This window comes from Sodalis sp. RH19, assembly GCF_047324215.1.
GTDB lineage: Bacteria > Pseudomonadota > Gammaproteobacteria > Enterobacterales > Enterobacteriaceae > Acerihabitans.
The window spans coordinates 4,664,952-4,691,085 of sequence record NZ_CP178734.1 but is presented as its reverse complement, the minus strand read 5'-3'; the positions used below and the strand labels follow the sequence as shown (position 1 = coordinate 4,691,085).

Sequence of the window (26,134 nt, the reverse complement as noted above, 5' to 3'; positions counted from 1 at the left end):
CCACTTTATCATTTAATGGTTTTATGTCGCGGCACTGCTGCACAATTTTGCTTTAAGCGCTAAGAACCTGTGAACTATTGTAGCACCATATTTTTATATTGTACTACAATCTGGATCACGTTTTAGACATGCCATGGGCGGCGAACGCCACGCGCATGGCCGGAAGATGGAAAAGCGGGGAGGATACACTGCTACGGTAAACCGCCAATGCCGCGCGGGCTACTTCCCGTCGTCGAACAGGCGATCGTAGACATGCTGCAGATGCAATTCCATGCACAGCCTGGCACGCGCGGCGTCGCGCTCGATAATCGCCTGGGCGATATCATTGTGATCGCGATTCATGGACAACGGAAAATCGTTATCGGCATAATGGCTTTCCAGCCGGACAAAACGCGAGCTTTTACGTTTGTTCCACAGATATTCCATCATATCGCGCAGCACTTCATTGCCGGTCATTTCACTGATCAGCACATGAAAACGCTTATCCTCGCGCAGGAATTTTTCATCGTTGACATGCAGCTGGGTTAAATCGTGGGTCACTTCCCGCAATTCGGCGCGTTGGTCATCGGTGCCGTTGCGCGCGGCCAGTTCCGCCATCGTTGACTCGAAGATTTGCCGCGCCTTGATCAGGGATTTCAGGCTGAACTCTTCATCGGCGTGGGGCTGGGAGAGTTTGGGCAAGGGATCGGCGACAAAAACGCCGTTGCCGGTGCGGATTTCCACCCAGCCGGTAATTTCCAGCGCAATCAGCGCCTCGCGGATGGAAGAACGGCTGACGCCGAGCTGTTTCGCCAGTTCCCGCTCGGCGGGAATCATTTCGCCTGGCTTGAACTGACCGGTATTGATACACCCGATCAGTAAATTGGAAATCTGCCGGTAAAGACGTTCAACTTTAAGCGTAGGTAATTCCATATTGCCTCCAGCGCAAAACCCGTATCGCCGGCACGTCAGCCGTTAAATTGGCGAGAGCTTAACACAGCGGCCGGGACGGCAAAAAAAATTAATCGCCGCGGATCTCTGCGCTTAAGACGATTAATGAGATCTGCATCACGGAAATCAACCAAATGTTAAGGAATAGTAGCCAGGTCCAGTGGCCTGACCACCAGACCTTCAGTCCTTTTCCCTGTAACCATCGTGAAGTGATTCTCTTACAGGGTCAATAAGACAACAAAAAAATCGCTGTTGAGGATCCTTGTATGCCCACCATTGCCCTAGATCAATTGCAGCCGCTGCAAAAAACGGCCCGGATCAAAAAGATCCAAACGGTCTCGCTGATTTTATTATTTATCGCCGGGATCATTAACTTTCTCGATCGCGGCTCGCTGTCCGTCGCCAACCAGGCGATCCGCGGCGATCTGGGATTATCCGCCACCGAATTCGGCGTCTTGCTGTCGGCCTTTTCGTTATCCTACGGCATAGCCCAATTGCCCAGCGGTATCCTGCTCGACCGCTTTGGCCCGCGCATCGTGCTCGGCGGCGGCCTGTTCTTCTGGTCGCTGATGCAGGCGCTGGCCGGTTCGGTGAATTCATTTTCCCATTTTATTATGCTGCGCATCGGCCTTGGCATCGGCGAAGCGCCGTTTATGCCCAGCGGTGTAAAGGTGATCGGCGACTGGTTCCATCCCAGGGAACGCGGCGTGCCGGTGGGCATATTCAATTCCTCCACCACCCTCGGGCAAGCTTTTGCCCCGCCGATCCTGGTTGCGCTCCTGCTGGCGTTCGGCTGGCGCACCATGTTTGTGATGATTGGCGTCGCCGGCATTGTCATCGCGTTATGCTGGTGCGTCTGGTATCGCAACCGTGAGCGCTTTCCGCTTACCGCCGAGGAGCAGCAATACCTGGATGCTTCCGCCACGCCGCGCAACGTCACCCGCCTGTCCTTCGGCGAATGGGGCGCGCTGTTTAAACGCCGCACGGTATGGGGCATGATCCTGGGTTTCAGCGGCGTGAACTATACCGGCTGGCTGTATTTGTCCTGGCTGCCGGGCTACCTGCAGGCCGAACGCGGGCTAAGCCTGGCCAATACCGGCTGGGTGGCGGCAATCCCCTTCCTGTTCGGCTCCATCGGCATGCTGGTCAACGGCGTGGTGGCCGACCGGCTGGCCAAGAAAGGCTATTCCCTGATTAAAAGCCGCAAGACGCTGATCTGCTTTGGCCTGGTGTGCTCCGCCGCCTGCACCCTGCTGGTGGTACAATCCACGTCCACCACCATGGCGGTGGCCTTTATCAGCCTGGCGCTGTTTTTTATCCATTTCGCCGGTACCTCCGCCTGGGGGCTGGTGCAGGTCATGGCGCCCTCGCGCATGGTGGCGTCGGTAAGCAGCATCCAGAACTTCGGCAGCTTTATCTGCGCCTCTTTTGCGCCAATTGTGACCGGCTGGGTGGTAGATACCACCCACTCGTTTAATCTGGCCTTGATTATTTGTTCATGCGTCACTTTCGCCGGCGCGTTATCTTATTTCTTTATCGTCAAAAATCCGATTGAAGAACAATCCGCTGCGTAGCCCTTTGCGGCTCAAAGCCCGGCTACGCACCGCTACGTTAAACAGCAAGGAGTGAATTATGGAACATACATGGCGCTGGTACGGCCCTAACGATCCGGTATCGCTGGACGACGCCCGCCAGGCGGGAGCCACCGGTATCGTTACCGCCCTGCACCATATTCCCAACGGCGAAATCTGGACCGTCGAGGAAATCAAGAAACGCCAGGCCATCCTGGCGGAAAAAGGACTGGTATGGTCGGTGGTGGAAAGCGTCCCGGTGCATGAGGATATCAAGACCCACACCGGCAATTACCGCCAGTATATCGCCAATTACCAGCAGTCCCTGCGCAACCTGGGCGCCTGCGGCATCGACACCGTTTGCTACAACTTTATGCCGATACTGGACTGGACCCGCACCGATCTGGCCTACCCGATGCCCGACGGATCCCGGGCGCTGCGCTTCGACGCTATCGCCTTCGCGGCATTTGAACTGCATATCCTCAAGCGTCCGGGCGCCAAAGAGGACTATAACGCCGATGAGCAGCGCCAGGCGGCGGAGTATTTTGCCGCCATGAGCCAGGAACAAATCGACCAGCTGACCGCCAATATCATCGCCGGCCTGCCGGGCGCCGAGGAAGGCTACACGCTGGAACAGTTCCTGGAGCAGCTGGCGCGCTACGACGGCATCGATAAAGCCAAACTGCGCGAACATATGGCCGAATTCCTCAAGGCCATCGTGCCGGCGGCGCAGGAATCCGGTATCGTGATGGCGGTACACCCGGACGATCCGCCGCGGCCGATCCTCGGCCTGCCGCGCATTGTCTCCACCATCGAGGATATGCAATGGCTGAAGGAGACCGTCGACAGCATCAATAATGGCTTTTGCATGTGCACCGGCTCCTACGGCGTGCGCGCCGATAACGATCTGGTTAAGATGGCTGAAACCTTTGCCGACCGCATCCACTTTGCCCATCTGCGCGCCACCCGCCGGGAGGAAAACCCGAAAAGCTTCCACGAGGCCGATCACCTGGACGGCGACGTGGATATGGTAGGCGTGGTTAAAGTCATCCTGGCCGAAGAGCAGCGCCGGCGCAAACAGGGCAATACCCGCGCCATTCCCATGCGCCCGGACCATGGCCACCAGATGCTGGATGATTTAAAGAAAAAAACCAATCCCGGTTATTCGGCTATCGGACGGCTGCGCGGATTGGCGGAAGTGCGGGGAGTAGAGCTGGCGCTTAAGCAGACTTTTTTTAACGACTAAGGCGATCCTCGCCCTCTTTTTGGCCGCCTCTTTATTGGGGCGGATATTGTTAACTATAAAATCATTTACTTGGCATGCCTTCTCCCCCAAGCTTCGCTGCGCCGCTTATCAGCCAGAACCCCGGTTTCTATAATTAAACAACATCCCCATCGCAGTTATTCAGCACCAACTTGAACTCTGTTTAATTATCGTTTCAGGGTTATTTAGCTTCAAATGTTATGATCTGCAATTTGAATTAAAGGTCATTTATGCACATTACTGATATAGTCTGTCAATGGAGGCATTACCCCTCCGTTAGCAGCTTAGACGACAATTCGGAAGAGTTAGCAAAGCACCTGGCTTATGATGAATTATTGCATGGTAGTCTACAATACTATGGTAAAAGATATCATTATGTTTGCATTATAAATGCAATAGGTTCACTTCGTATTTTAGCCGATGAAATAGGCTTTGGTAAGGACTATGAGGAAAAAATAGCCACTTTTGAAAAAAAAATAGGCGAATCATCCTACTTGTGTCCAGGGGATAAGGAATACATTTATCGACATCTTAACGGCTATATTTCATCTTTAGTGGCCTTGGCAAAAGTGAATCCGCCACAAAAAATAAAAGATGCGGTGGCTCAGATGATGGAGTGCCTGGATGGAGATGTGGGCACCGCTATAACCACCATAAAATATATTTATGAACAGTGTGCATTGGATTCAACCGATGAACTGACCGCGAATATTAATAAAGAGATATTTTACGCAACATCACAGATTTGCCACACGTTGTTAATCAATTACATTTCAGAATCCGACAAAGAATCAAAAGCGTCTGCAGAGACAGACCCTCGGCTAGACGAATATTATTATATTCTTCAAAAAACAGAATATGGGAAATACTTTCCTTCGCCACAATTTTCATATCTTGACGGATCTGATTCCATTAAAAAGGATGTATCTAATTTAGTCAGTTTATTAAACAAAAAACTGACTATATCTTCCATTATTCAACAGCTAGGTGCTGCGAATGCAGCTGAAAAAAAACATGAAATCAGCCCCCTAAGATGCTTTACCAACAATATTCGTTACTGGTGCGGAATGCCAATAGAGACAGAGTATCAAGCCCCTTCAAAAATATTACCAAATATTGTTGGAAATAATGATAATAATTTTATTATGGCAGAACTAACGGAGTATTTTTACCTTAACGGTTTATTCAATAAACAGATAGATATCTCTACCCTTTGGGAAAACGATAAAGTCTATATAAAATCATTTGAAGACATATTATGGCTTGAATTTAAATCTGATCGATCAAAACAACCCGTGTCGCTTAAAACCTTAATTGAACATAATTTCACAGGCAAACTACCGGACCGCCACCTAATAATAGCAATTAAAAACACATCGGACAATATAATTGTACATCATTTAGACAGAGCGTGGATAAATGATAATAACATCGTTTTCAATCAAATTGAAAATAAAAAGATATATCTTGCCAAGAAAGCATTCGAGCGTAAGTATGAACTACATTTAAAGATGAATTATGATAACCTGGCCCTTAGGTTAATTTACGCTATCAAGCATCATGACAATGAAACCATTCATGAATTCCTTCAATGTGAAAATCTTACAACGGAGATGTGTCATCATGCTATGTTTGCAGCTATTTATTGCGGAGCAACAAACGCCGTCATAGATTTATTGACTATTATTGGTAATAAGTTCAATTTTATTCTATTTCATGGCTTACCCTTCTTGTTGCACGCTGCTAGTGTAGATCATCCAGAAATTTTATCAGCGATATTAAGTCACGAAAAAAAATATAAAAACTATCGGACCGAGGATGGCGCTTCCGCACTGATGGTGGCGGTTTCAAATAACCGATTGAAAAATATAAATTTTTTGCTGCTAGACGCTGGGATCGATGTCAATAAAAAAGACAAAGAGGGAAATACGGCGCTAATGTTGGCAGTCCGTGCAAGCAATCTTGAGGTGATAGATTCTCTACTGGCGCATCAGCCAATAAATATTTATTTAACTAATAACGAGGGGGAAAGCGCATTATCGTTAGCAGTGCGAAGCGGTAATTTTAATATAGTGAAAAGTGTTATTGGGAAAACGCATAAAAACGAGTTGTACCGCAACGATTATACCTCTCTACTCAATGCACTTAATCAAAGCAACGAAATGATAGCGAAATTTGTTTTAGAAAATGCGCCACCGCCAGATATCAACCAAAAAGACAGCAATGGTGGCACAATACTCAGTAAAGCAATCTGCGGTCATTTTGACTTTGTTAAATCATTACTTGAACGTGATGATATCGATATAAATATAAAAGATGGCTTTGGCAGATCAGCCCTTATAAATCATTGCATAAATTACATTTGGGCAAATGATATTAGCGATTCTGAGTATTTTGAGATACTCGATATGCTTCTTAAAAATGTTAATCTTGATATAAACACTCAAGATCATGAAGGTAAAACGGCCTTACATTATGCCATGACATCTTATAAATATATTACGAAGGTAAGATATTACAAGACCGTAGAATCTTTATTGACTCATCCTAACATACGACTCGACTTGAAAGACAATGAAAACCATTCCGCCCTGGATATTGTGAAAACAGAAAATGACCAAAAAGTCAATACTATGATTGTCATGAAAAGAAATATTTCTTCCCCTGCTGTATACAATGCCTCAATGTAATACCGCAGACCAGAAGAAGGCTAGTCCTAGTTACCCAGGTTGACCGTGTAAAATCGGCATTGCCCGCTGATATTATACTTGATAAAGAGCGCTGATACGTACGTATCAGCGTCTCGTCTTTTTTTGTCAGAGAGAGATTAACTTTCCAGAACCCATTTCCGTATGGCCACCGCCACGCCGTCTTCTCTGTTGGTCTTGGTAACAAACTGGCTGGCCGCCTTGATCTCGTCGATGGCATTGCCCATGGCGACGCCGGTGCCGGCGTAGTTAATCATCGCCAGGTCGTTGGCCTGATCGCCAATGGTCATGACCTCGTCCGCCGTCAGGTGCAGATGCTCCGCCAGCGCTTTAACGCCCTCGCCTTTATTCGCCTGTTTATTCAGCAATTCCAGATAGTATTCGGCGCTTTTCATAATGGTGTAGCGCTCATACGCCTGCGCGGGAATGTGGCTGATCGCACGGTCCAGGATGGCCGGCGGGTCAATCATCATCACCTTCGGAAAGCGCATGGCGGGGTCCATTTCATCTACGCGGCGGAATTTAAACGGCATACCGGTTAGATAGGCTTCATGAACCGTATAAGGGCTGATATCCCGATTAGCGGTATAGAGGGTATCGAAGTCCAGCGCGTGAAAATGGACGTTCAGTTGTCGCGACAGCGCCTCCAGATAGCGGTAATCGTTGATATCGAGCGTGGTCTGCGATATGCATTCACCGTTTACCGTTTTCTGCACCAGGGCGCCGTTATTGGTGATGCAGTATTGTCCTTCGCCCAGCAGATTTAATTCGAGCAGATAGCGCTGCACCCCGATAAAGGGCCGGCCGGTGGCCAGCGCCACATAAACGCCTTTCTTGCGCGCCGCGTCTATGGCCTGCCTGACCGCCGGGGTGATCTCATGCTGCGGGTTCAGCAGCGTCCCGTCCATATCAATTGCTATCAGTTTTATCGCCATCTTATCCTCGTTATATAATATCATCACGACCTGAACACCGCCGTGGCGTACCGCTTTCAGATTAGCGCGCTAACGATATAATAATAGCTCAATTCGATGTTATAAAAATAGCAATTTATCAAGCCGAACGCCGTGGGTTAACGCATTTGCCTGCGCTTGGCGGCTATATCCGAGGGTTCATTAGCAGTGAATATTCCATTGCTCGCATATTTCAACGCCCATTTCCGGCTATTCACTGTGACAGAATGGCTTTGTAATATCACCATAATATCCTTGTGTTGGTTTTTTACCGCCAATCCTAATGCTGTAAAGCCATTTTGTTCGGCGATATGTATATCAATTTCCTCACATTCTAATAATTTCAATACCATTTGGATTTCGCCCTTAACCACAGCCTGCATCAGGGCGGTGACGCCGAAGTTATTTTTACAATTTATAATAATATCAAGTTTATCCTTCACATAATCGTACGCATTATCGTCATTATGGCAGACGGCGGCATGAAGAAAGGTATTGCCATTTTTATCTTTATTAAGAGGGTTTACAATGCCATTCATGAAATACCATTTATACAACGCAAAAATATTTTCTTCCATAAAATCATTTAAAACACTGTAACGATCGCCGCACCAGTCTAAACAAAAATTATTGAGCAGCAATTCCGACGGTGTATTGATAATAGCAAAGCGTAGTAGATCGTCGTCTAAAACGCCGTGAATCTTTTCCGAACACAATACCACCAAGGTTAACGGTCCTCTAAAGACATTTTCGTACTCCACCCAAAAAAAACCTTTAAATGATTTTACTATAATTCTACCGGTAGTAAGCACATGCTTAATATGAAATACAATCTCTTTATTATTTTCCGTTGCCAACGCTTCCGCTAAAGCGCCATAAAGAGCATCGGCATCCTTAAGTAAGAAGGGCCGGTTGTTATCCACATTGCGCGCCAGGACAGTGTTGAGATCGACCGGCGGGCTCGAGAATTGCGCAAATTTTTCCACCGCCTGATGACCGCACTCGCTAAAATACCGCATGCCGCCGACGTCCAGGTGATGCCCCGGCTCATTAAGGATCTCCTCTATCTTACGGCGTATCATGTTGCCGATGTCTTTAATAACACTGACGATGTCTACTGCCCGGTTAAGTCGGTCGAGCAACGGCAAGAAATAAGGCGCCGTCTCGGATTCAATATATTTACCGACATTGTTATTTTTATATAAAAATTGATATAACCATTTAGCCTTTGTCAAATGATACTTGTACGCATCAATGTATTGCTCCCTTTTGGCATCATCAATATACTTATGATAGCATTCGACATGTTGTGCCAGCACAGTGTTAATGATGTCGCACCTTCTGGCGTAGACATGCCCGCTAACCGCTTTAAAGCCATCAATCGCCGAATCCGCAAGTAAGATGGCGGTCAAAACTTCCCCGAGATTTTTTTTTAAACTTTTAAAGATATCGCCAAACAAGTCTAAAATATGAGAGTTAGCCGTAGAAAAAAAAATGGGATTCAACTGTCTAAAACTAAGCAAACATTGGTTAAGGTTGATGTACAGAAGCTTTTTTGATTCAACGCTGAAATTTTCATAATGATTTAATTTTTCGCAAAAGCTCATGATATCGACACGGACTTGATCGCACAATTCCAGAGCTTGCGCAATAGCGGTTAAATCATTTTCGGTTTGCTTAATATAGTGCTTGAACGATTCGCTCATTTCAAAATTTTCATAACCACCGTATTTTTCCGCCGTATAAATTATTCTTTCCATCGGGTGATTCTGTTCCAGGACTGAGTGTTCAGAGGCGGAAGGGGGGTAATAAACAGACGCTGTTATAACCTGCATAAGCTCTCCTGATGAGACATTTTAAATTAAACGGAAACGAAACAAATGATGCATTTTTAATTAATTTGACACGGTTAGACTGGTTGGAGATAAACGCAGATCTTACCCGTTTCATTATGATGTGCGTTACTAATAGTAAATACAAGATGTGATAGAACCCCAGATTGTTTCTTTTAAGGTTGTTGTTATATTATTTATTCTTTAATGCCCAGACAAAAAACAACCGCAGCATATAACGGATGCCAAAAAAAAACCCGTGCAGCCAAAGGCGCACGGGCATTTTATCTTTAGCATAATATCAGATATCGATATTGGCCGCCTTCAGGGCATTCTCTTCAATAAAGGCGCGGCGTGGTTCCACCGCGTCGCCCATCAGCGTGGTAAACAGCAGGTCGGCGGCAATGGCGTCCTTGACCGTGACACGCAGCATACGGCGGCTTTCGGGGTCCATGGTGGTCTCCCACAATTGCTCCGGGTTCATTTCCCCCAGGCCTTTATAGCGCTGGATAGCCAGCCCGCGACGGGATTCCTTCACCAGCCACTCCAGCGCCTGCTCAAAGGTGGTCACCGTCAAACGGCGTTCGCCGCGTTCCACAAAGGCGTCTTCTTCCACCAGGCCGCGCAGTTTTTCACCCAGGGTGCAGAGCTTGCGGTATTCGCCGCCATGGACAAATTCAAAATCAAGCACATAGTCGGTATCGACGCCATGGGTACGGATGCGCAGCACCGCCTCATACTGCTGACGCTCGCGGTTTTCACGAACTTCAAAACTGTAGTTGCTGCCGTGCTTTTCGTTCTGGTTCAAATCCGCCACCAGCGCGGCAATCCAGGCGGTCACGCGGTCCCGGTCGGCCAGATCCGCTTCATTGAGCGAAGGCTGGTAAATCAGGTGATTGAGCAGCGCGCGCGGGTAGCGGCGTTCCATGCGGCCAATCATTTTCTGTACCGCATAGTGTTCGGCCACCAGGCTTTCCAGCGGCGCGCCGGCCAGCGACGGAGCGTGCTCGTTGGTATGCAGGGCCGCGCCGTCCATCGCCAGGGCAATCTGGTATTGGTCCATGGCGTCATCGTCCTTGATGTACTGTTCCTGCTTGCCTTTTTTCACCTTATACAACGGCGGCTGGGCAATGAACACATGGCCGCGCTCGATGATTTCCGGCATCTGACGATAGAAGAACGTCAGCAGCAGGGTACGGATATGGGAACCGTCGACGTCGGCATCGGTCATGATGATGATATTGTGATAGCGCAGTTTATCGGGATTATATTCATCCCGGCCGATGCCGCAGCCCAGCGCGGTAATCAGCGTGGCCACCTCCTGGGAGGAGAGCATCTTGTCGAAGCGCGCTTTCTCGACGTTGAGGATCTTGCCCTTCAGCGGCAAAATCGCCTGGTTTTTACGGTTACGGCCCTGCTTGGCGGATCCGCCGGCCGAGTCCCCTTCCACCAGGTACAGTTCTGATAAGGCCGGATCGCGTTCCTGGCAATCCGCCAGCTTGCCCGGCAGGCCCGCCAGGTCCAGCGCGCCTTTGCGGCGGGTCATTTCACGCGCTTTGCGGGCTGCTTCACGGGCGCGCGCGGCGTCGATGATCTTGCCCACCACGATTTTGGCGTCGGTGGGGTTTTCCAGCAAATAGGCCACCAGACGCTCGTTCATCTGGGTTTCCACCGCGGTTTTCACTTCCGACGACACCAGTTTGTCCTTGGTCTGGGAAGAGAACTTAGGATCGGGCACTTTCACCGATACCACGGCAATCAGGCCTTCGCGGGCGTCGTCGCCGGTGGCGCTGACCTTGGCCTTTTTGCTGTAGCCTTCTTTATCCATGTACGAATTCAGGGTACGGGTCATGGCGGCGCGAAAGCCGACCAGATGGGTACCGCCGTCACGCTGCGGGATATTGTTGGTGAAGCAATAAATGTTTTCCTGGAAACCATCGTTCCACTGCAGCGCGATTTCCACGCCGATACCGTCTTTTTCCGTGGAGAAATAAAACACGGTGGGATGGATCGGGTTTTTATTCTTGCTCAGGTATTCCACAAACGCCTTGATGCCGCCCTGGTAGTGGAAGTGATCTTCTTTATCGTTACGCTTGTCCTTCAGGCGGATGGACACGCCGGAATTCAGGAAGGACAGTTCGCGCAGGCGCTTGGCCAGGATTTCATATTGAAATTCTACGTTATTGGTAAAGGTGGCGAAGCTCGGCCAGAAGCGGATGGTGGTGCCGGTCTGGTCGGTTTCACCGACCACCGCCAGCGGCGCCTGCGGAATCCCGCCCAGGTAGGTCTGCTCATGGACGCGGCCTTCGCGCCGCACCACCAGTTCCAGCTTTTCCGACAGGGCGTTGACGACGGAAATACCCACGCCGTGCAATCCACCCGACACTTTATACGAGTTATCATCGAACTTACCGCCGGCATGCAGTACGGTCATGATCACTTCTGCGGCGGAAATGCCTTCTTCTTCATGGATGCCGGTGGGGATCCCACGCCCGTCATCCTGGACCGATACGGAGTTATCTTCGTGGATTGTAACCACGATTTCTTTACAATGGCCGGCGAGGGCTTCGTCAATTGAGTTATCCACAACCTCGAATACCATATGGTGCAGACCGGTGCCGTCATCCGTATCACCGATGTACATCCCTGGGCGTTTACGCACCGCGTCCAGTCCTTTGAGTACTTTGATACTTGAGGAGTCATAAGAATTCGACATCAACGTTTCTCGCTCATTTTAAACTTCGGATTGAATACGTATTTTACCTTGTTCCACCTGGAACATCCTGCCCTTTTCATCCGTAATATCACGGATTTGTTCAGCGCTTAGCGCGCTGACAAACACCTGTGCCCGGGTGGCTTTCAGGCGCTCCGCCAGTAACCGGCGCCGGCCGGTATCCAGCTCGGAAGCGAAGTCGTCTATCAGGTAGAGACACCGCCGCCCGCTCTGGCGGGTGAGAAATTCGCCCTGCGCCAAACGCAGGGCGCACATCAATAATTTAAGCTGCCCGCGCGAGAGGATATCCTCCACCGGCACCCCGTCGGCGCGAATGCGAAAGTCCGCTTTATGCGGGCCGGATGCAGTATAGGTCAAGGCCCGATCGCGCTCAAACTGACGCTCCAGCAGCTCGCCGTAATCGCTCTCGCGATCCCATCCGCGCTGGAAGCTGAAATCCAGCTGGAACTCCGGCAAAAACTGGGCGCAGGTGGCGGTGATATCCACCGCTATCGCCGCGCTGTAGTCGGCGCGCCATTGGCTAATCCTGGCGGTCAGGGGCACCAGTTCCTGATCCCAGGCGCGCAGCTGCGCGTACCGGCTGACCTGGCGCAGCGCCGCATTCCGCTGCCGGAGCAGGCGCTTGAGGTTGCTCCAGGCATTGAAAAAATCGGGATCGTGATGAAAGCACCCCCAGTCCATAAAGGCGCGACGGTATTTCGGCCCCCCGTTAAGCAGGGTGAATCCTTCGGGAGTAATCAGCTGCATCGGCAGCAGTTGGGCCAGTTCGGCGATTTTATGGCCGTCGCTGCCGTCGATGCGCACCCGGCTATCGCCCTGGCGGCTTTTACTTAAGCCCACCGAGGATTGGCGGTCGTCCGCCGTATTGCCGTCAATGCGGCCATGGAGGGTAAATTCCGGCTGCTCATGGCGGATAACGCGCCCGATCTGCAAACTGCGGAACGCCCGGCCGTGCCCGAGGGTGTAAATGGCTTCCAGCACGCTGGTCTTCCCGCTGCCGTTGGCGCCGACCAGAAAATTAAAATCGGCCGCCAGGGCCAGATCGGCGGACTCGATATTACGAAAATCACGGATAAGCAGGCGGGACAAGGCCATTTAACACACTACCTTACCACATCTCTAGAGACGCATCGGCATAACAACATATGCTGCCGCCTGGCTGGCGCAGTCTTCGATCTGCACGCTGGACACTCCATCGGTAAGCAATAAACGGACGTTTTCGCTTTTCAGGGCGTTAAGCACATCCAGTACGTAGCTGACGTTAAAACCAATTTCCATCTCGGTTCCCTGGTAAACAACGTCCAGGATTTCCTCGGCTTCTTCCTGTTCGGGATTGTTGGCGGTAATTTTCAGCTGATCGGTGCTGAGGTACAGCCGCACGCCGCGGAATTTTTCGTTGGAGAGAATGGCGGCGCGGGCGAAGGCCTGCTTAAGCACATCGCAGCCCGCTTCCAGGGTTTTATCGGGATTTTTCGGCAATACGCGGCGATAATCCGGGAAGCGTCCGTCAACCAGCTTGGAGGTAAAAATATAATCACCGACGCTGGCGCGAATATTGTTGGTGCCTATCTGCAGTTTCAGCGGCGTTTCGCCGCCGTCCAGCATCCTGACCAGCTCCATGACCCCTTTACGCGGCACGATCACCGAATGGGTGGGCAATTGCTGGCCGACCGGCATCGAACACACCGCCAGGCGATGGCCGTCGGTGGCCACGGTACGCAACTCTTCGCCTTCGGTTTCAAACAGCATGCCGTTGAGGTAATAGCGCACATCCTGATGGGCCATGGAAAACTGGGTCGATTCAATCAGGCGCTTAAGCGTGGACTGGGGCAGGGTGAATTCGACATCGCTCTGCCAGTCGTCCAGATTGGGAAAATCGGTCGCCGGCAGGGTCGACAGCGAAAAACGGCTGCGCCCGGAGCGGATCAACATGCGATCGCTTTCCAATATCACCGTGATCTCCGCCCCATCGGGCAGGCCGCGGCAGATATCAAAAAATTTCCGCGCCGGCACGGTGGTCGCCCCCGGCTCATGGGGCTGGGACAGGGCCACTTTCGCCACCATCTCCATTTCCAGGTCGGTGCCGGTCAGCAACAGACTGTCTTCGGCGACCTGCAATAACAAATTGCCCAGGATCGGCAGGGTGGGACGGCCGCCCAGCGGGCTGCTGACCTGTTGCAGTGGTTTAAGCAGATGCTCTCGTTCAACGATAAATTTCATAGTTTAGGAAGATAATGTTCTGATTAAGTTGGAGTAATCTTCTTTGATATCGTGGCTCTCTTCACGCAGCTGCTCGATTTTCCGGCAGGCATGCAGCACCGTCGTATGATCGCGTCCGCCGAACGCGTCGCCGATTTCCGGCAGGCTATGGTTGGTCAGCTCTTTCGACAGCGCCATCGCCATCTGCCGCGGACGCGCCACGGAGCGGGATCGCCGCTTCGACAGCAGATCGGCCACCTTGATTTTATAATATTCCGCCACGGTTTTCTGGATATTATCGATGGTGACCAGTTTTTCCTGCAGCGCCAGCAGATCGCGCAACGCCTCGCGCACAAAATCGATGGTAATGGCGCGGCCGGTAAAGTTGGCGTTGGCGATCACCCGGTTCAGCGCGCCCTCCAGCTCACGCACATTGGAGCGTAGCCGTTTGGCGATAAAAAAAGCCACTTCCCCCGGCAGGCGGATATCGTTCTCGTCGGCTTTTTTCATCAGGATCGCCACGCGGGTCTCCAGCTCCGGCGGTTCGATCGCGACCGTCAGACCCCAACCGAAACGTGATTTCAGACGATCCTCCACCCCGTTGATCTCCTTGGGATAACGATCGGAGGTCAGGATGATTTGCTGATTACCTTCCAAAAGCGCATTAAAGGTATGGAAAAACTCTTCCTGCGAACGCTCTTTATTGGCAAAAAACTGGATATCATCGATCAGCAGGGCGTCGACGGAGCGATAGTAGCGTTTAAATTCTTCAATGGCGTTGTTCTGCAGGGCCTTCACCATATCCTGCACAAAACGCTCGGAATGCATATACACCACCCGGGCATTGGCCTTACGCGCCATGATGCCGTTGCCCACCGCCTGCAGCAGATGGGTCTTGCCCAGGCCGGTACCGCCGTACAAAAACAGCGGGTTATAAGCGCCGCCGGGATTGTCCGCCACCTGCCGCGCCGCCGCGCGCGCCAGCTGGTTGGATTTACCCTCGACGAAATTATCAAAATTATGTTTCGGATTTAAATTTGAACGGTAGGACAATTCAGGCTGCACCGGCGAGCTGTCCCAGCTTGGCCGCGCGGGCCTGGGACGGGACGCCTGCACCGGCGCCTCGCTGGCATGGTTGACCGGCTGCTGATGGGCGACCACCACCGATAACGGCGGCTTGCTGCCGACTTCAAAACGCAGCAAAGGCGCATCGGTGCCGCAAAAATCGTTTAACAACCCATTGATATTATTCAGATATTTATCGCGCACCCAATCCAGGACAAAACGATTCGGAGCATATAGCGCCAGCGTGTTGTCGTTGAGCTCCGCCTGCAAAGGGCGAATCCACATACTGAATTCTGTGGCAGGTAATTCATCCTGTAGTCGGGCAAGGCATTGCTGCCAAAGCGAAAGTGACACGGCGGACTCCAATCGAACAAGATCAACAAAAGAAAAGAAACACAACTGTATGATTCAGGATCATCTTTTTGACACCGGCTACCGCGATGGCAGCCCGCGAACCGCCTTTAACGGTTTACCGCGACGAAATCCCCGGAGGATCCCCGTCAGGGACTGCGGATCATAACGCAAAGCGCGTCCAAGATCCTCCTCTTCTACACAGTTTTGATCCTTTTTATCCACAGGCTCCCAGGGGCGCGAAAGAGTGTAACCGATTCTCCATTCGCTGGATAAAATGTAACTCTTATATCAGTGAAATTAAGCATAGTCTGATTTCCGACCACTGCCCGCCGCCGCGGGATCCTAATAATAATGCGCTTGATCCCGGCAGATCCTTGCGCTTTGCCCCGGAACCCGTATAATTCTCAGCCCTACGCGTGACACCTGGTCAGCTTGTCTGGTTAAGTTTGATTTTCAGACGGGGTTGCCGGGATGGACACGGGTATCCAGGTGGGTAAAACGTGATGAGAATTGACTCAGGACTGTACAATTATTACAATCCCCGCCTCTTTGTCCTTTGATGCGATTGAGGCGTCGGTCTTTTTCACGCCGAGTAGCCAAACGCGTTTACTGTGAAGTCACACATTTGTTAGGTATAAATCGCTATGAAACGCACTTTCCAACCGTCCGTCTTGAAACGCAACCGTACCCACGGTTTCCGTACTCGTATGGCAACGAAGAATGGTCGTCTGGTTTTGGCACGTCGTCGTGCTAAAGGCCGTACACGTCTGTCCGTATCTTCTAAGTAATAAAGCTAACCCCCCCGGTGGTTAAGCTAGCATTTCCCAGGGAGTTACGGTTGTTAACTCCCAATCATTTTACTTTCGTCTTCCAGCAGCCACAACGGGCCGGCACGCCGCAAATCACCATCCTCGGCCGCCTGAATACGCTGGGGCATCCCCGCGTCGGTCTGACGGTCGCCAAAAAACATGTCAAACGGGCCCATGAACGCAACCGGATCAAGCGGCTTACCCGCGAAAGTTTCCGGACGCACCAGCACGCCCTGCCCGCCATGGATTTTGTCGTCATCGCCAAGAAAGGGGTGCAGGATTTGGATAACCATGCCTTGACGGAAGCGTTGGAAAAATTATGGCGCCGCCATTGTCGCCAGTCTCCTGGTTGTTAATCGGGTTGATACGCGGGTATCAACTGTTTATCAGCCCGTTGCTGGGATCTCACTGCCGGTTCCAGCCCAGTTGCTCGCAGTACGGTATTGAGGCGATACGCCGGTTCGGAATGTTAAAAGGCAGTTGGTTGACATTGAAACGCGTATTAAAATGCCATCCTTTGAACCCAGGTGGCGATGACCCCGTGCCGCCGAAAACCAACGATAACAGAGAACATTAAAGATGGATTCGCAACGCAATCTTCTTGTCATCGCTCTGCTGTTCGTGTCTTTCATGATCTGGCAGACCTGGCAGACGGACCACAATCCGCAGCAGCAGGCCGTCACGACAACGCAACAGACAGCGAACACGGCAACCGGTGACGCAGCAGTAACTCAGGGACTACCCGCCAGCGGGCAGGGGCAACTGATCAACGTGAAAACCGATGTACTTTCACTGACCATCAATACCCGCGGCGGCGATATCGAGCAGGCCCATCTGCTGACTTATCCGGATAAACTGGGTTCCGATCAGCCGTTCCACCTGCTGGAAACCTCCCCCGAGTTTGTCTACCAGGCGCAAAGCGGCCTGACCGGCAAAAACGGCCCGGACAACCCGGCCAACGGCGAGCGCCCGCTGTATAACATCAACCAGGACACCTATGTGCTGGCCGATAACCAGGGCGAGCTGCGCGTGCCGCTGACCTACACCGGCGCCGACGGCGTGGTGTACACCAAGACCTTTATCCTGAAACGGGGCGACTACGCGGTGGGCGTCGAGTACGCTGTTAAGAACACCGGCGATAAGCCGCTTGAACTGGCCCTGTTCGGCCAGCTGAAGCAATCCGTCGATTTACCCAAGCATCGCGATACCGGCAGCAGCAACTTTGCCCTGCACACCTATCGCGGCGCGGCCTACTCGTCCAGCGACACCAAATATAAGAAATACAGCTTCAGCGATATTAAAGACGGGCCGCTGAGCATCAATACCCAGGGCGGCTGGGTAGCCATGCTGCAACAATATTTCGCCACCGCCTGGATCCCGGGCACCCAGGGCACCAATACGTTTTTTACCACCCATATGGATAACGGCCAGGCCGCGGTGGGGTTTAAATCCTCGCCGGTCACCGTTGCCCCGGGCGGTGAAAGCACCCTGGACGCCACGTTATGGGTCGGCCCCGAAATCCAGGACAAGATGGCGGCCATCGCCCCGCATCTGGATTTGACCGTGGACTACGGCTGGCTGTGGTTTATCAGCCAGCCGCTGTTTAAGCTGCTGAAGTTTATCCACAGCTATGTGGGTAACTGGGGCTTCTCGATCATCGTCATCACCTTTATCGTCCGTGGCATCATGTACCCGCTGACCAAGGCGCAGTACACCTCCATGGCGAAGATGCGCATGCTGCAGCCGAAGCTGGCGGCCATGCGCGAGAAAATCGGCGACGATAAGCAGCGCATGAGCCAGGAAATGATGGCGCTGTATAAATCCGAGAAGGTCAATCCGCTGGGCGGCTGCCTGCCGCTGGTGGTGCAGATGCCGATATTCCTGGCGCTGTACTATATGCTGATGGGCTCCATCGAGCTGCGCGGCGCGCCGTTTATCCTGTGGATACAAGACCTGTCCGCCCAGGACCCGTACTATATCCTGCCGATCCTGATGGGCATCACGATGTTCTTCATTCAGAAGATGTCGCCGACCACCGTCGCCGATCCGATGCAGCAGAAAGTGATGACCTTCATGCCGGTCATCTTTACGGTGTTCTTCCTGTGGTTCCCCTCCGGCCTGGTGCTGTACTATATCGTCAGCAACATGGTGACCATTATCCAGCAGCAGCTGATTTATCGCGGCCTGGAAAAACGCGGCCTGCACAGCCGGGACAAAAAGAAATAACCCCAGTCGGTTTTCCGGACGCTAAACCCTGCCAAGGCGGTCATCTGACCGCCTTGGTTTTTTTAAGCGCGCCAGCGGCGCGAAGAGAGAACAGTATGAGCCAAATGGATACCATCGTTGCCCAAGCGACGCCGCCCGGACGCGGCGGGGTAGGCATGCTGCGCGTTTCCGGGCCCATGGCCGCGGAGGTGGCGCGCCAGGTGCTCGGCACGTTGCCCAAGCCCCGTTATGCCGATTACCTGCCGTTTCGCGCGGTGGACGGCACCACGCTGGACCAGGGCATCGCACTGTTTTTTCCCGGCCCCCATTCCTTCACCGGCGAGGACGTGCTGGAGCTGCAGGGCCACGGCGGCCCGGTAATACTGGATATGCTGTTAAAACGCATCCTGGCCCTGCCAGGGCTGCGTATCGCCCGTCCGGGAGAGTTCTCCGAGCGCGCGTTTCTCAATGATAAGCTGGATCTGGCCCAGGCCGAGGCCATTGCCGACTTAATCGACGCCAGCTCCGAGCAGGCGGCCCGTTCGGCGGTAAACTCATTACAGGGCGTATTTTCCCAGCGCGTACATCATTTGGTGGAAGCACTTACTAACTTGCGCATCTACGTCGAAGCGGCCATCGACTTCCCGGATGAGGAAATTGATTTCCTTTCCGATGGCAAAATCGAAGGCAGCCTTAACCGCGTCATGGACGACCTGCGCCAGGTACGCTCAGAGGCCCGCCAGGGCAGCCTGCTGCGCGAGGGCATGAAGGTCGTCATCGCGGGGCGGCCCAACGCCGGCAAATCCAGCCTGCTGAACGCCCTGGCCGGGCGCGAGGCGGCTATCGTCACCGCCATCGCCGGCACTACCCGCGACGTGCTGCGCGAACATATCCTGCTCAACGGCATGCCGCTGCATATTATCGACACCGCCGGCCTGCGCGAAGCCGGCGACGAAGTGGAGCGCATCGGCATTGAACGCGCCTGGCGGGAAATCGAGCAGGCCGACCACGTATTGCTGATGGTGGACGGCGCCCGCACCGCCGTTAACGACCCAGACCAGCTGTGGCCGGAACTGATTGCCCGCCTTCCGCCGGCCATGCCGCTGACGGTAATCCGCAATAAGGCCGACCTGACCGGTGAAGCACCGGGTATCACCGAAGTAAATGGCCACTCACTTATTACCCTTTCCGCCCAGTCCGGCGATGGCGTTGATCTGCTGCGCGCGCATTTACAGCAGAGCGTGGGCTTTAACGGCAGCCTTGAGGGCGGGTTCCTGGCCAGGCGGCGGCATTTACAGGCGCTGGATATCGCTGGCGCGCATCTGGTACAGGGTAAAGAACAGTTAGTAAGTGCTTACGCGGGGGAGTTGCTGGCGGAAGAACTGCGGCTGGCGCAGCAGGCGCTGAGCGAAATTACCGGGGAATTCAGCTCGGATGATTTGCTGGGGAGGATATTTTCGAGTTTTTGTATCGGGAAGTGAGAACGGAAAGGTAATCTTGGAAAAAATAACATCTTTTGCTTTGTTGGACGCCATCATGTCAACACCCGCTATCCCTCTCAAAATCGACGACAGGCTTAAAACGCGTGTCAAAGAGTGGGCGGATGCACGCGAGAGTTTTAAGCGGGAAGCCATCGACTCTTGGCATCACTACCAGGAGAGCGGTTTGCATCTGACCGGTGATGAAATCAACGCCTGGCTGCGTGATTGGGGAATAGAAGCGGGCAAGGATAGTCCTGAATGCCACAACTCATCATCGCAGAGCGAACCGCAACCCCGTTAATTCGCCGCCGTAAGTTTATTACCCGAAAATAAACTTTTAAATCAATTGCATATACATTTTTTAGCTTCTGTAAGAGGGGACGCCCACGCTATGGCGTATTTGCTGCGCGAGTTCGCTCACTGCACGTGGAAGCTGTCCTTTCGCGTGGTAAAGATTAATGGCGAACGGGGGAAGTTTGGGCAGGTTCTCGCCAAAGGGCAGGATGCTGAGATCGTTCGGAACGGTCGAGGCCAGCCACACCGTTACCGCCAAATCAGCCTGAACAGTGGCCCGTGTCGCATCAATGCTGCCGCTCTCGAACATCGTTCGCCAGGCAAGATCGCATGCGCTGAGCGCCTGCAAAACAACGGGGCGAAAAGCGCAGGTTTCCGCGACCATGGAAACCGGAAGCGGGTTCTTCAGATACGCCGCGCCGCCCTTCGCGCCGACCCAGACCAGACGATCCACCGCCAGGCATTCTCCCCCCGACGTCCCGACCGGCTCCTCGATCAGGGCGAGATCTATTGCGCCATCAGTAATGGCGGTCAACAGTTCAGGGGAAGCAAGACAAACAAGTTTGATATCCACCTGCGGATACGCTTGCGAAAAAGCCTTCAGGATCGGAGGTAGCCAGGTTCCGACCAGATCATAAGGCGCGCCAAGGCGGACGAGGCCATCTATGGGTCCTTCCGCCATCTCGGCCCACAGCTCGTCATTCAAAGTGATAAGGCGCCTTGCCTTTGCCAAGAACCGCTCTCCGTTTGAGGTCAGGCGAAGAGCTCTGTTCTGACGTATAAATAATGCGCCGGATAAGTCCTCCAGCCGGGCAATCTGCTGGCTGACCGCGCTCTGCGTAAGATGCAAAGCATTACCGGCCGCTGTCATGCTGGCGTGATCGGCGACGGCGACGAAGGTGCGAAGTAGAACGATATCGAGATTGCGAGCCATGGCATGCATTATGACTTGTAATGCATGCCATGCACAATATGAGATTCAATTATGCATGGCGCCGCGATAGAGTTCCCCAATACGTTTGAGATGCGTGGGGAGAATTGCATGTCCATCGCTGAGTTTCTGCCATTGGTTCTGTTTGTCATGGTCTCGACGATAACGCCGGGCGGCGCCACGACGTTAGCTACCGCGTCCGGCGCCCATTTTGGCTATCGCCGCTCCTTGCCATTGATGTGCGGGATCGCGGTGGGTCTTGCCGCCATGGCCGCCGGTGCCGCTGCCGGACTAGGAAGCGTTATTTTGGCGTTTCCATCTCTCCAGCTTGCCATGAAGCTCGTCGGCACCCTTTACCTGTTATGGCTCGCATGGAAAATGGCGCGCAGCGGCCCGCCACACCTGCATTCGAACATTGCCAGGCCCACGGGATTCTTCGGCGCGGTCTGGCTGGTCTGGCACAACCCGAAAGGCTGGGCGATGACCTTAGGCGCCGCCGCCTCCTTCGCCTCGCTGGCGGCCGGGCCAATTCATCTCGCCCTCACCCTCGGAGGTTCGTTCGGGCTGGCGGCGATCCTTTCCCTGTCCCTTTGGTGCATCGCCGGCTTGCTACTCGCCCGCCTGCTTCGGACAGATACGCAATGGCATGCGCTCAACGCTTTATTGGGCATTCTGCTCGCTGTGTCCATTATTCCGATGTGGCTAGAATGAATAATACTCTTCGCCTTGAGCGGCGCGGCAAAACACGAGCGGAATAACACTGTCTGTGTTACCGATGAAGAAATGACAAACCCACTAAAATCAAAAAAGCCGATCGAACGACGAAAGTCAGCTATTAAATAATGGCATTATCGCATTAATTTAAAAAATAATTATCAAACATACAGGAGCGCGCGCATAGACGTTTCATTAAAATGCGCACCTCCCCACAAATTGATATCGGCCTCCCTCCCCCCGCAATGGCGTTTATATCCTGTATACCATAACGCCGCTACAGTACGCCGATGAAAACATTCCCCACACCCCATGATTCGTTATTCAGGCAATTTTTTAGCGATATCGGCGTCGTAACCGATTTCCTGCACATACATTTGCCGCCGGCGCTGCGGGAAATGTGCGACTTAGGGACGCTGGCCATCACCTCCGGCACCTTTATCGAGGACGACATGAGCACACAGTGCTGCGATATCCTTTACAGCCTGCGTACCACGGCGGGAGCGGGGTATATCTATTGCCTGATTAAGCATCAATCCAGCGCCGATGAGATGATGGCGTTTCGCCTTCTGCGCTATAGCGTGGCGGCGATGCACCGCCACCTTGCCCAGGGCAATAACACGCTGCCGCTGGTGATACCGCTGTTGTTCTACCACGGGACCCGCAGCCCCTATCCCTACAGCACCCGCTGGCTGGACGGCTTTCACGACCCGGCGTTGGCGCAGGCGCTGTATTGTCAGCCGTTTCCCCTGGTGGATGTGACGGTTATCCCCGACGATGAAATCAAAACCCACCGTAAAGCGGCGTTGCTGGAGTATGTGCAAAAGCATATCCGGGACAGGGATATTAACCTTCGGCTGCGGGATATCGCCTTATTGCTGGAGTTGACGCCTCCCGGCAAAGAGCTGGTGGTATGCCTGATGCACTACCTGGCGCAATAAGCGAATAGCCTTGACCCGGAGATTTTTTTCCGTAATCTGGGAAGAGATACGCCACGCTACAAGGAGGAGATGATGACCATCGCAGAGCACTGGGTATTGAAAGGACGACAGGAAGGACGAAATGAAGGACGCAGCGAGCGAGATAAAGAAATCGCCCGTAACATGCTGGCCATGGGCCTGGATCGGGCCACGGTATCACAGGTTACCGGCTTGGGCGACGCGGAACTTGATGCCCTGGTGGATTCAGCGGCATAACAATGAAAACCCTAAGCCGGACATAAGCGTAGAAAATCCTAATGGGATAAACAAGTCCCAGCGGCCTTACTAAACAACACAAGGTTTGTAATGCCACTCTGGGACTATAATTTAAGAATAATCAATATGCAGTATTTTAATTCGAGGGATTGTGCTTTTTTTAAATACCCTTTGCTGAAAATAACGCTGCGTAAACAGCACGCAATGATTGATGAAAAAATTTCAATGTAATACGGATATCAAATTCCTAATAACAACCTACTGTTACTTTGCTGGTGTAAACTTATTAGCTTTAAGGATAAAACGACACAAACAAGTGCGTTCCATTAAAATGCGCACCTCCCCCCAAATTGATATCGGCCTCCCTCCCCCCGGAATAGCGTTTATATCCTGTATACCATAACACCGCTACAGTACGCCGATGAAATCAAAACCCACCGTAAAGCGGCGTTGCTGGAGTATGTACAAAAGCATATCCGGGACAGGGATATTAACCTTCGGCTGCGGGATATCGCCTTATTGCTGGAGTTGACGCCTCCCGGCAAAGAGCTGGTGGTATGCCTGATGCACTACCTGGCGCAAGAAGCGAATAGCCTTGACCCGGAGATTTTTTTCCGTAATCTGGGAAGAAATACGCCACGCTACAAGGAGGAGATGATGACCATCGCAGAGCACTGGAAATTGAAAGGACGCAACGAGCGAGATAAAGAAATCGCCCGTAATATGCTGGCCATGGGCCTGGATCGGGCCACGGTATCACAGGTTACCGGCTTGGGCGACGCCGAGCTTGATGCCCTGGCGGACGCCGGGGCATAAAAGCGACATTTCCGCCCCGGGAACATGCCGCCAGCAGTCTGCCGCTGCCTCTTGATACAACTTATCATGGCGGCTCAATAACGTGAAAACGCCCCACGACCTATCCAGTAGCAAACTAAGCACAAGCCGCGTTTAGCCGCCGACCGCCCTACTGCTCCAGCAGCGCGACATCTTCCGCCGATAGCCGCACTTCGGCCGCCGCCAGATTTTCCCGCAGATGCGCCGGCGACGACGTGCCGGGGATCAGCAAAATATTCGGCGAGCGTTGCAACAGCCAGGCCAAAGCCACCTGCATGGGGGTGGCATTCAGCCGGCGCGCGACATCATTGAGCGCCCCGGATTGCAGCGGCGAAAATCCGCCCAGCGGGAAAAACGGCACCAGGGGAATACCCTGGGCGGCAAGCGTATCAATGAGGGCGTCGTCCTGGCGATTAGCGAGATTATAGAAATTCTGTACACAGGCGATGGGGGTGATCTTCCGGGCATCGTCTATCTGCGTTGGCGTGACGTTACTCAGGCCGATATGGCGAATCAGGCCGCGCTGCTTTAACTCGGCCAGCGCGGTAAGCGGCGCTTCCAGGGAGCCTTCCACCGGATGCTGAATATCCAGCATACTGCGCAGGTTGACCACCTCGATCACATCCAGCCCAAGATGACGCAGGTTATCTTCGACCGCTTGAGTGAGCTCTTCCTTTGAAGAGGCCGGGTGCCAACCCCCCTTGTCATCCCGGCGCGCGCCTACCTTGGTAACAATACACAGATCGGCGGCATAGGGGTGGAGCGCGTCTTTGATCAGCCGGTTGGTGATGTGCGGCCCATAAAAATCGGAGGTATCAATATGGTTGACGCCGGCGGCCACCGCGTCTTGCAGCACGCGCAGGCACATGGCGGGATCCTTGGGTGGGCCGAATACGCCCGGCCCCGCCAGTTGCATGGCCCCATAGCCGATACGGTTGACCTGGCGGTGGCCGAGTTGATAAGTGCCGGCGGCGGTGTTGTTGTTTGTCATAGTGGCTCTCCTGTGCAATATATCCACCATTGTAGGCGCTGCGGTCCTGTGCGACTATAGGGTTAAATAGAGACGGGCTGTGCGGGATTCTGGACAATGCAAATCGATCTTGGGCTGCTGAACGCGGTAATGGCAGTGGCCAAAGCCGGCGGTTTCCGGGAAGCGGCCCGGGCCATCAACAGCAATCCCTCGCGCCTGAGCGATGCCGTGCGCCGCGCCGAGCAGCAGCTCGGCGTGCGGTTGTTTAATCGCACTACCCGTTCCGTGGCGCTGACCGCCGCCGGAAAGATGTTATTGGATCGGTTGCTGCCGGCAATGAACGAAGTGGAATCGGCGCTTGATGCCGTCAACGCCTTTCGCGATACCCCCAGCGGCACCCTGCGGTTGAATGTGCCCGTCAGCGCGGTGCGTTTGGTCTTACCCGGCATCATCCCGGCGTTTCTGGCCCGATATCCTGAAATACAGCTCGAAATAATGGCAGACAGCAATGTGGTGGATATCTTTTCCGCCGGCTGCGACGCGGGCATACGCTACGACGAAAAGCTGGAGCAGGATATGATTGCCGTCCCCATCGGCCCCAGGCGACAGCGTTTTGCCGTCGCCGCGGCGCCCGGCTACCTTGACCGCCGGGGCCGGCCGGCGCATCCCCGGGACCTGCTGCGCCACGCGTGCCTGCGCGGTAAATATGCCAGCGGCATCATGCCGGAATGGGAATTTGCCAAAGATGGCGAGAGGGTCAGGGTGCAGCCCTCGGGACCGCTTATCGTAAGCGTAGGGGCGGCGGTGGATCTGGCGGTGGAAGCGGCGGTGGCGGGCATCGGGGTGATCCAGCTGTTCGAAGAGTGGCTGCGTCCCCATCTCGCCAGCGGCGCGCTGGAGCCGATACTGGAATCCTGGTGGACGGATTTCTCCGGTCCTTATCTGTATTACCCGGACCGGCGGCTGGTGCCGGCGCCGCTGCGCGCCTTTATTGATTTTATTCGCGAGTAGCAACAGTAACTCTATATAGCGACATAATAAGTCAGACCATTAATTAATAAAAATTGATATTTAAGAGACTAAAGAATAA

The 26,134-nt window shown here is 53.1% G+C and carries 21 protein-coding genes and 1 pseudogene; 13 read left to right on the top strand and 9 right to left on the bottom strand.

Features of this window, described 5'->3' with window-relative positions:
* Positions 1 to 219: 219 nt before the first annotated feature.
* On the bottom strand, positions 220 to 912 hold the full coding sequence (locus ACL2XF_RS21140; RefSeq protein WP_410012942.1) for a FadR/GntR family transcriptional regulator: 693 nt from the start codon (positions 910 to 912) through the stop codon (positions 220 to 222).
* Between the two features lie 284 nt (positions 913 to 1,196).
* Between ACL2XF_RS21140 and ACL2XF_RS21135 the strand changes: the two genes are divergently transcribed.
* From ACL2XF_RS21135 to ACL2XF_RS21125, 3 genes are all read left to right on the top strand, one after another.
* The gene (locus tag ACL2XF_RS21135) at positions 1,197 to 2,504 is read left to right on the top strand and encodes an MFS transporter (protein ID WP_410012941.1); all 1,308 of its coding nucleotides are present in this window, start codon (positions 1,197 to 1,199) and stop codon (positions 2,502 to 2,504) included.
* Positions 2,505 to 2,562: 58 nt separating this feature from the next.
* Positions 2,563 to 3,747 carry a mannonate dehydratase gene (gene uxuA / locus ACL2XF_RS21130; RefSeq protein ID WP_410012940.1) on the top strand — a complete coding sequence of 395 codons (1,185 nt, stop codon included), beginning with the start codon at positions 2,563 to 2,565 and terminating at the stop codon, positions 3,745 to 3,747.
* A 248-nt stretch (positions 3,748 to 3,995) separates the two neighbouring features.
* Complete coding sequence (locus ACL2XF_RS21125) at positions 3,996 to 6,455, top strand: ankyrin repeat domain-containing protein (RefSeq protein ID WP_413727479.1); 2,460 nt, start codon at positions 3,996 to 3,998, stop codon at positions 6,453 to 6,455.
* Positions 6,456 to 6,592: 137 nt separating this feature from the next.
* Here ACL2XF_RS21125 and yidA read toward each other — a convergent pair whose 3' ends face one another.
* The 6 genes from yidA to dnaA all read right to left on the bottom strand — a co-directional run bounded on the left by yidA (position 6,593) and on the right by dnaA (position 15,610).
* Complete coding sequence (gene yidA, locus ACL2XF_RS21120) at positions 6,593 to 7,408, bottom strand: sugar-phosphatase (RefSeq protein ID WP_410016681.1); 816 nt, start codon at positions 7,406 to 7,408, stop codon at positions 6,593 to 6,595.
* 137 nt (positions 7,409 to 7,545) lie between these two features.
* Complete coding sequence (locus ACL2XF_RS21115) at positions 7,546 to 9,261, bottom strand: ankyrin repeat domain-containing protein (RefSeq protein ID WP_413727478.1); 1,716 nt, start codon at positions 9,259 to 9,261, stop codon at positions 7,546 to 7,548.
* A 298-nt stretch (positions 9,262 to 9,559) separates the two neighbouring features.
* Entirely contained in the window at positions 9,560 to 11,974 is a 2,415-nt protein-coding gene (gene gyrB, locus ACL2XF_RS21110) for a DNA topoisomerase (ATP-hydrolyzing) subunit B (RefSeq protein ID WP_410012937.1), read from the bottom strand.
* 18 nt (positions 11,975 to 11,992) lie between these two features.
* Positions 11,993 to 13,087: a DNA replication/repair protein RecF gene (recF, locus tag ACL2XF_RS21105; protein ID WP_410012936.1), complete on the bottom strand. Its 1,095-nt coding sequence runs from the start codon at positions 13,085 to 13,087 to the stop codon at positions 11,993 to 11,995.
* 24 nt (positions 13,088 to 13,111) lie between these two features.
* The gene (gene dnaN, locus ACL2XF_RS21100) at positions 13,112 to 14,212 is read right to left on the bottom strand and encodes a DNA polymerase III subunit beta (protein WP_410012935.1); all 1,101 of its coding nucleotides are present in this window, start codon (positions 14,210 to 14,212) and stop codon (positions 13,112 to 13,114) included.
* A gap of 3 nt (positions 14,213 to 14,215) precedes the next feature.
* Entirely contained in the window at positions 14,216 to 15,610 is a 1,395-nt protein-coding gene (dnaA, locus tag ACL2XF_RS21095) for a chromosomal replication initiator protein DnaA (protein ID WP_413721713.1), read from the bottom strand.
* Between the two features lie 644 nt (positions 15,611 to 16,254).
* Here dnaA and rpmH point away from each other — a divergent pair.
* From rpmH to ACL2XF_RS21065, 6 genes are all read left to right on the top strand, one after another.
* Entirely contained in the window at positions 16,255 to 16,398 is a 144-nt protein-coding gene (gene rpmH / locus ACL2XF_RS21090; protein ID WP_162368595.1) for a 50S ribosomal protein L34, read from the top strand.
* A 17-nt stretch (positions 16,399 to 16,415) separates the two neighbouring features.
* Positions 16,416 to 16,775 carry a ribonuclease P protein component gene (gene rnpA / locus ACL2XF_RS21085; RefSeq protein ID WP_162368594.1) on the top strand — a complete coding sequence of 120 codons (360 nt, stop codon included), beginning with the start codon at positions 16,416 to 16,418 and terminating at the stop codon, positions 16,773 to 16,775.
* Positions 16,739 to 16,996: a membrane protein insertion efficiency factor YidD gene (yidD, locus tag ACL2XF_RS21080; RefSeq protein ID WP_410012933.1), complete on the top strand. Its 258-nt coding sequence runs from the start codon at positions 16,739 to 16,741 to the stop codon at positions 16,994 to 16,996. Before rnpA ends, yidD begins: the two co-directional genes overlap by 37 nt.
* A 2-nt stretch (positions 16,997 to 16,998) precedes the next feature.
* Positions 16,999 to 18,645 (top strand): membrane protein insertase YidC, encoded by a 1,647-nt coding sequence (gene yidC / locus ACL2XF_RS21075; protein ID WP_410012932.1) that lies wholly within the window; start codon positions 16,999 to 17,001, stop codon positions 18,643 to 18,645.
* Between the two features lie 95 nt (positions 18,646 to 18,740).
* Entirely contained in the window at positions 18,741 to 20,105 is a 1,365-nt protein-coding gene (mnmE, locus tag ACL2XF_RS21070; protein ID WP_413721714.1) for a tRNA uridine-5-carboxymethylaminomethyl(34) synthesis GTPase MnmE, read from the top strand.
* A gap of 16 nt (positions 20,106 to 20,121) precedes the next feature.
* Entirely contained in the window at positions 20,122 to 20,406 is a 285-nt protein-coding gene (locus ACL2XF_RS21065; RefSeq protein WP_410012930.1) for a CopG family transcriptional regulator, read from the top strand.
* A gap of 60 nt (positions 20,407 to 20,466) precedes the next feature.
* Here ACL2XF_RS21065 and ACL2XF_RS21060 read toward each other — a convergent pair whose 3' ends face one another.
* Positions 20,467 to 21,333, bottom strand: a complete 867-nt coding sequence (locus ACL2XF_RS21060; protein ID WP_410012929.1) for a LysR substrate-binding domain-containing protein — start codon at positions 21,331 to 21,333, stop codon at positions 20,467 to 20,469.
* A 108-nt stretch (positions 21,334 to 21,441) separates the two neighbouring features.
* On the opposite strand from ACL2XF_RS21060, the gene ACL2XF_RS21055 reads away from it, so the two are divergent.
* From ACL2XF_RS21055 to ACL2XF_RS21045, 3 genes and pseudogenes are all read left to right on the top strand, one after another.
* A complete protein-coding gene (locus tag ACL2XF_RS21055; protein WP_410012928.1) occupies positions 21,442 to 22,041 on the top strand; it encodes a LysE family translocator in 600 nt (199 codons plus the stop codon).
* Between the two features lie 293 nt (positions 22,042 to 22,334).
* Positions 22,335 to 23,240, top strand: a pseudogene (locus tag ACL2XF_RS21050) (Rpn family recombination-promoting nuclease/putative transposase).
* A gap of 450 nt (positions 23,241 to 23,690) precedes the next feature.
* Entirely contained in the window at positions 23,691 to 24,056 is a 366-nt protein-coding gene (locus tag ACL2XF_RS21045) for a hypothetical protein (RefSeq protein WP_413727477.1), read from the top strand.
* Positions 24,057 to 24,204: 148 nt separating this feature from the next.
* Here ACL2XF_RS21045 and ACL2XF_RS21040 read toward each other — a convergent pair whose 3' ends face one another.
* Positions 24,205 to 25,065 (bottom strand): aldo/keto reductase family oxidoreductase, encoded by an 861-nt coding sequence (locus tag ACL2XF_RS21040; RefSeq protein WP_410012925.1) that lies wholly within the window; start codon positions 25,063 to 25,065, stop codon positions 24,205 to 24,207.
* Between the two features lie 96 nt (positions 25,066 to 25,161).
* On the opposite strand from ACL2XF_RS21040, the gene ACL2XF_RS21035 reads away from it, so the two are divergent.
* A complete protein-coding gene (locus tag ACL2XF_RS21035) occupies positions 25,162 to 26,055 on the top strand; it encodes a LysR family transcriptional regulator (protein ID WP_413721718.1) in 894 nt (297 codons plus the stop codon).
* Positions 26,056 to 26,134: the final 79 nt, after the last annotated feature.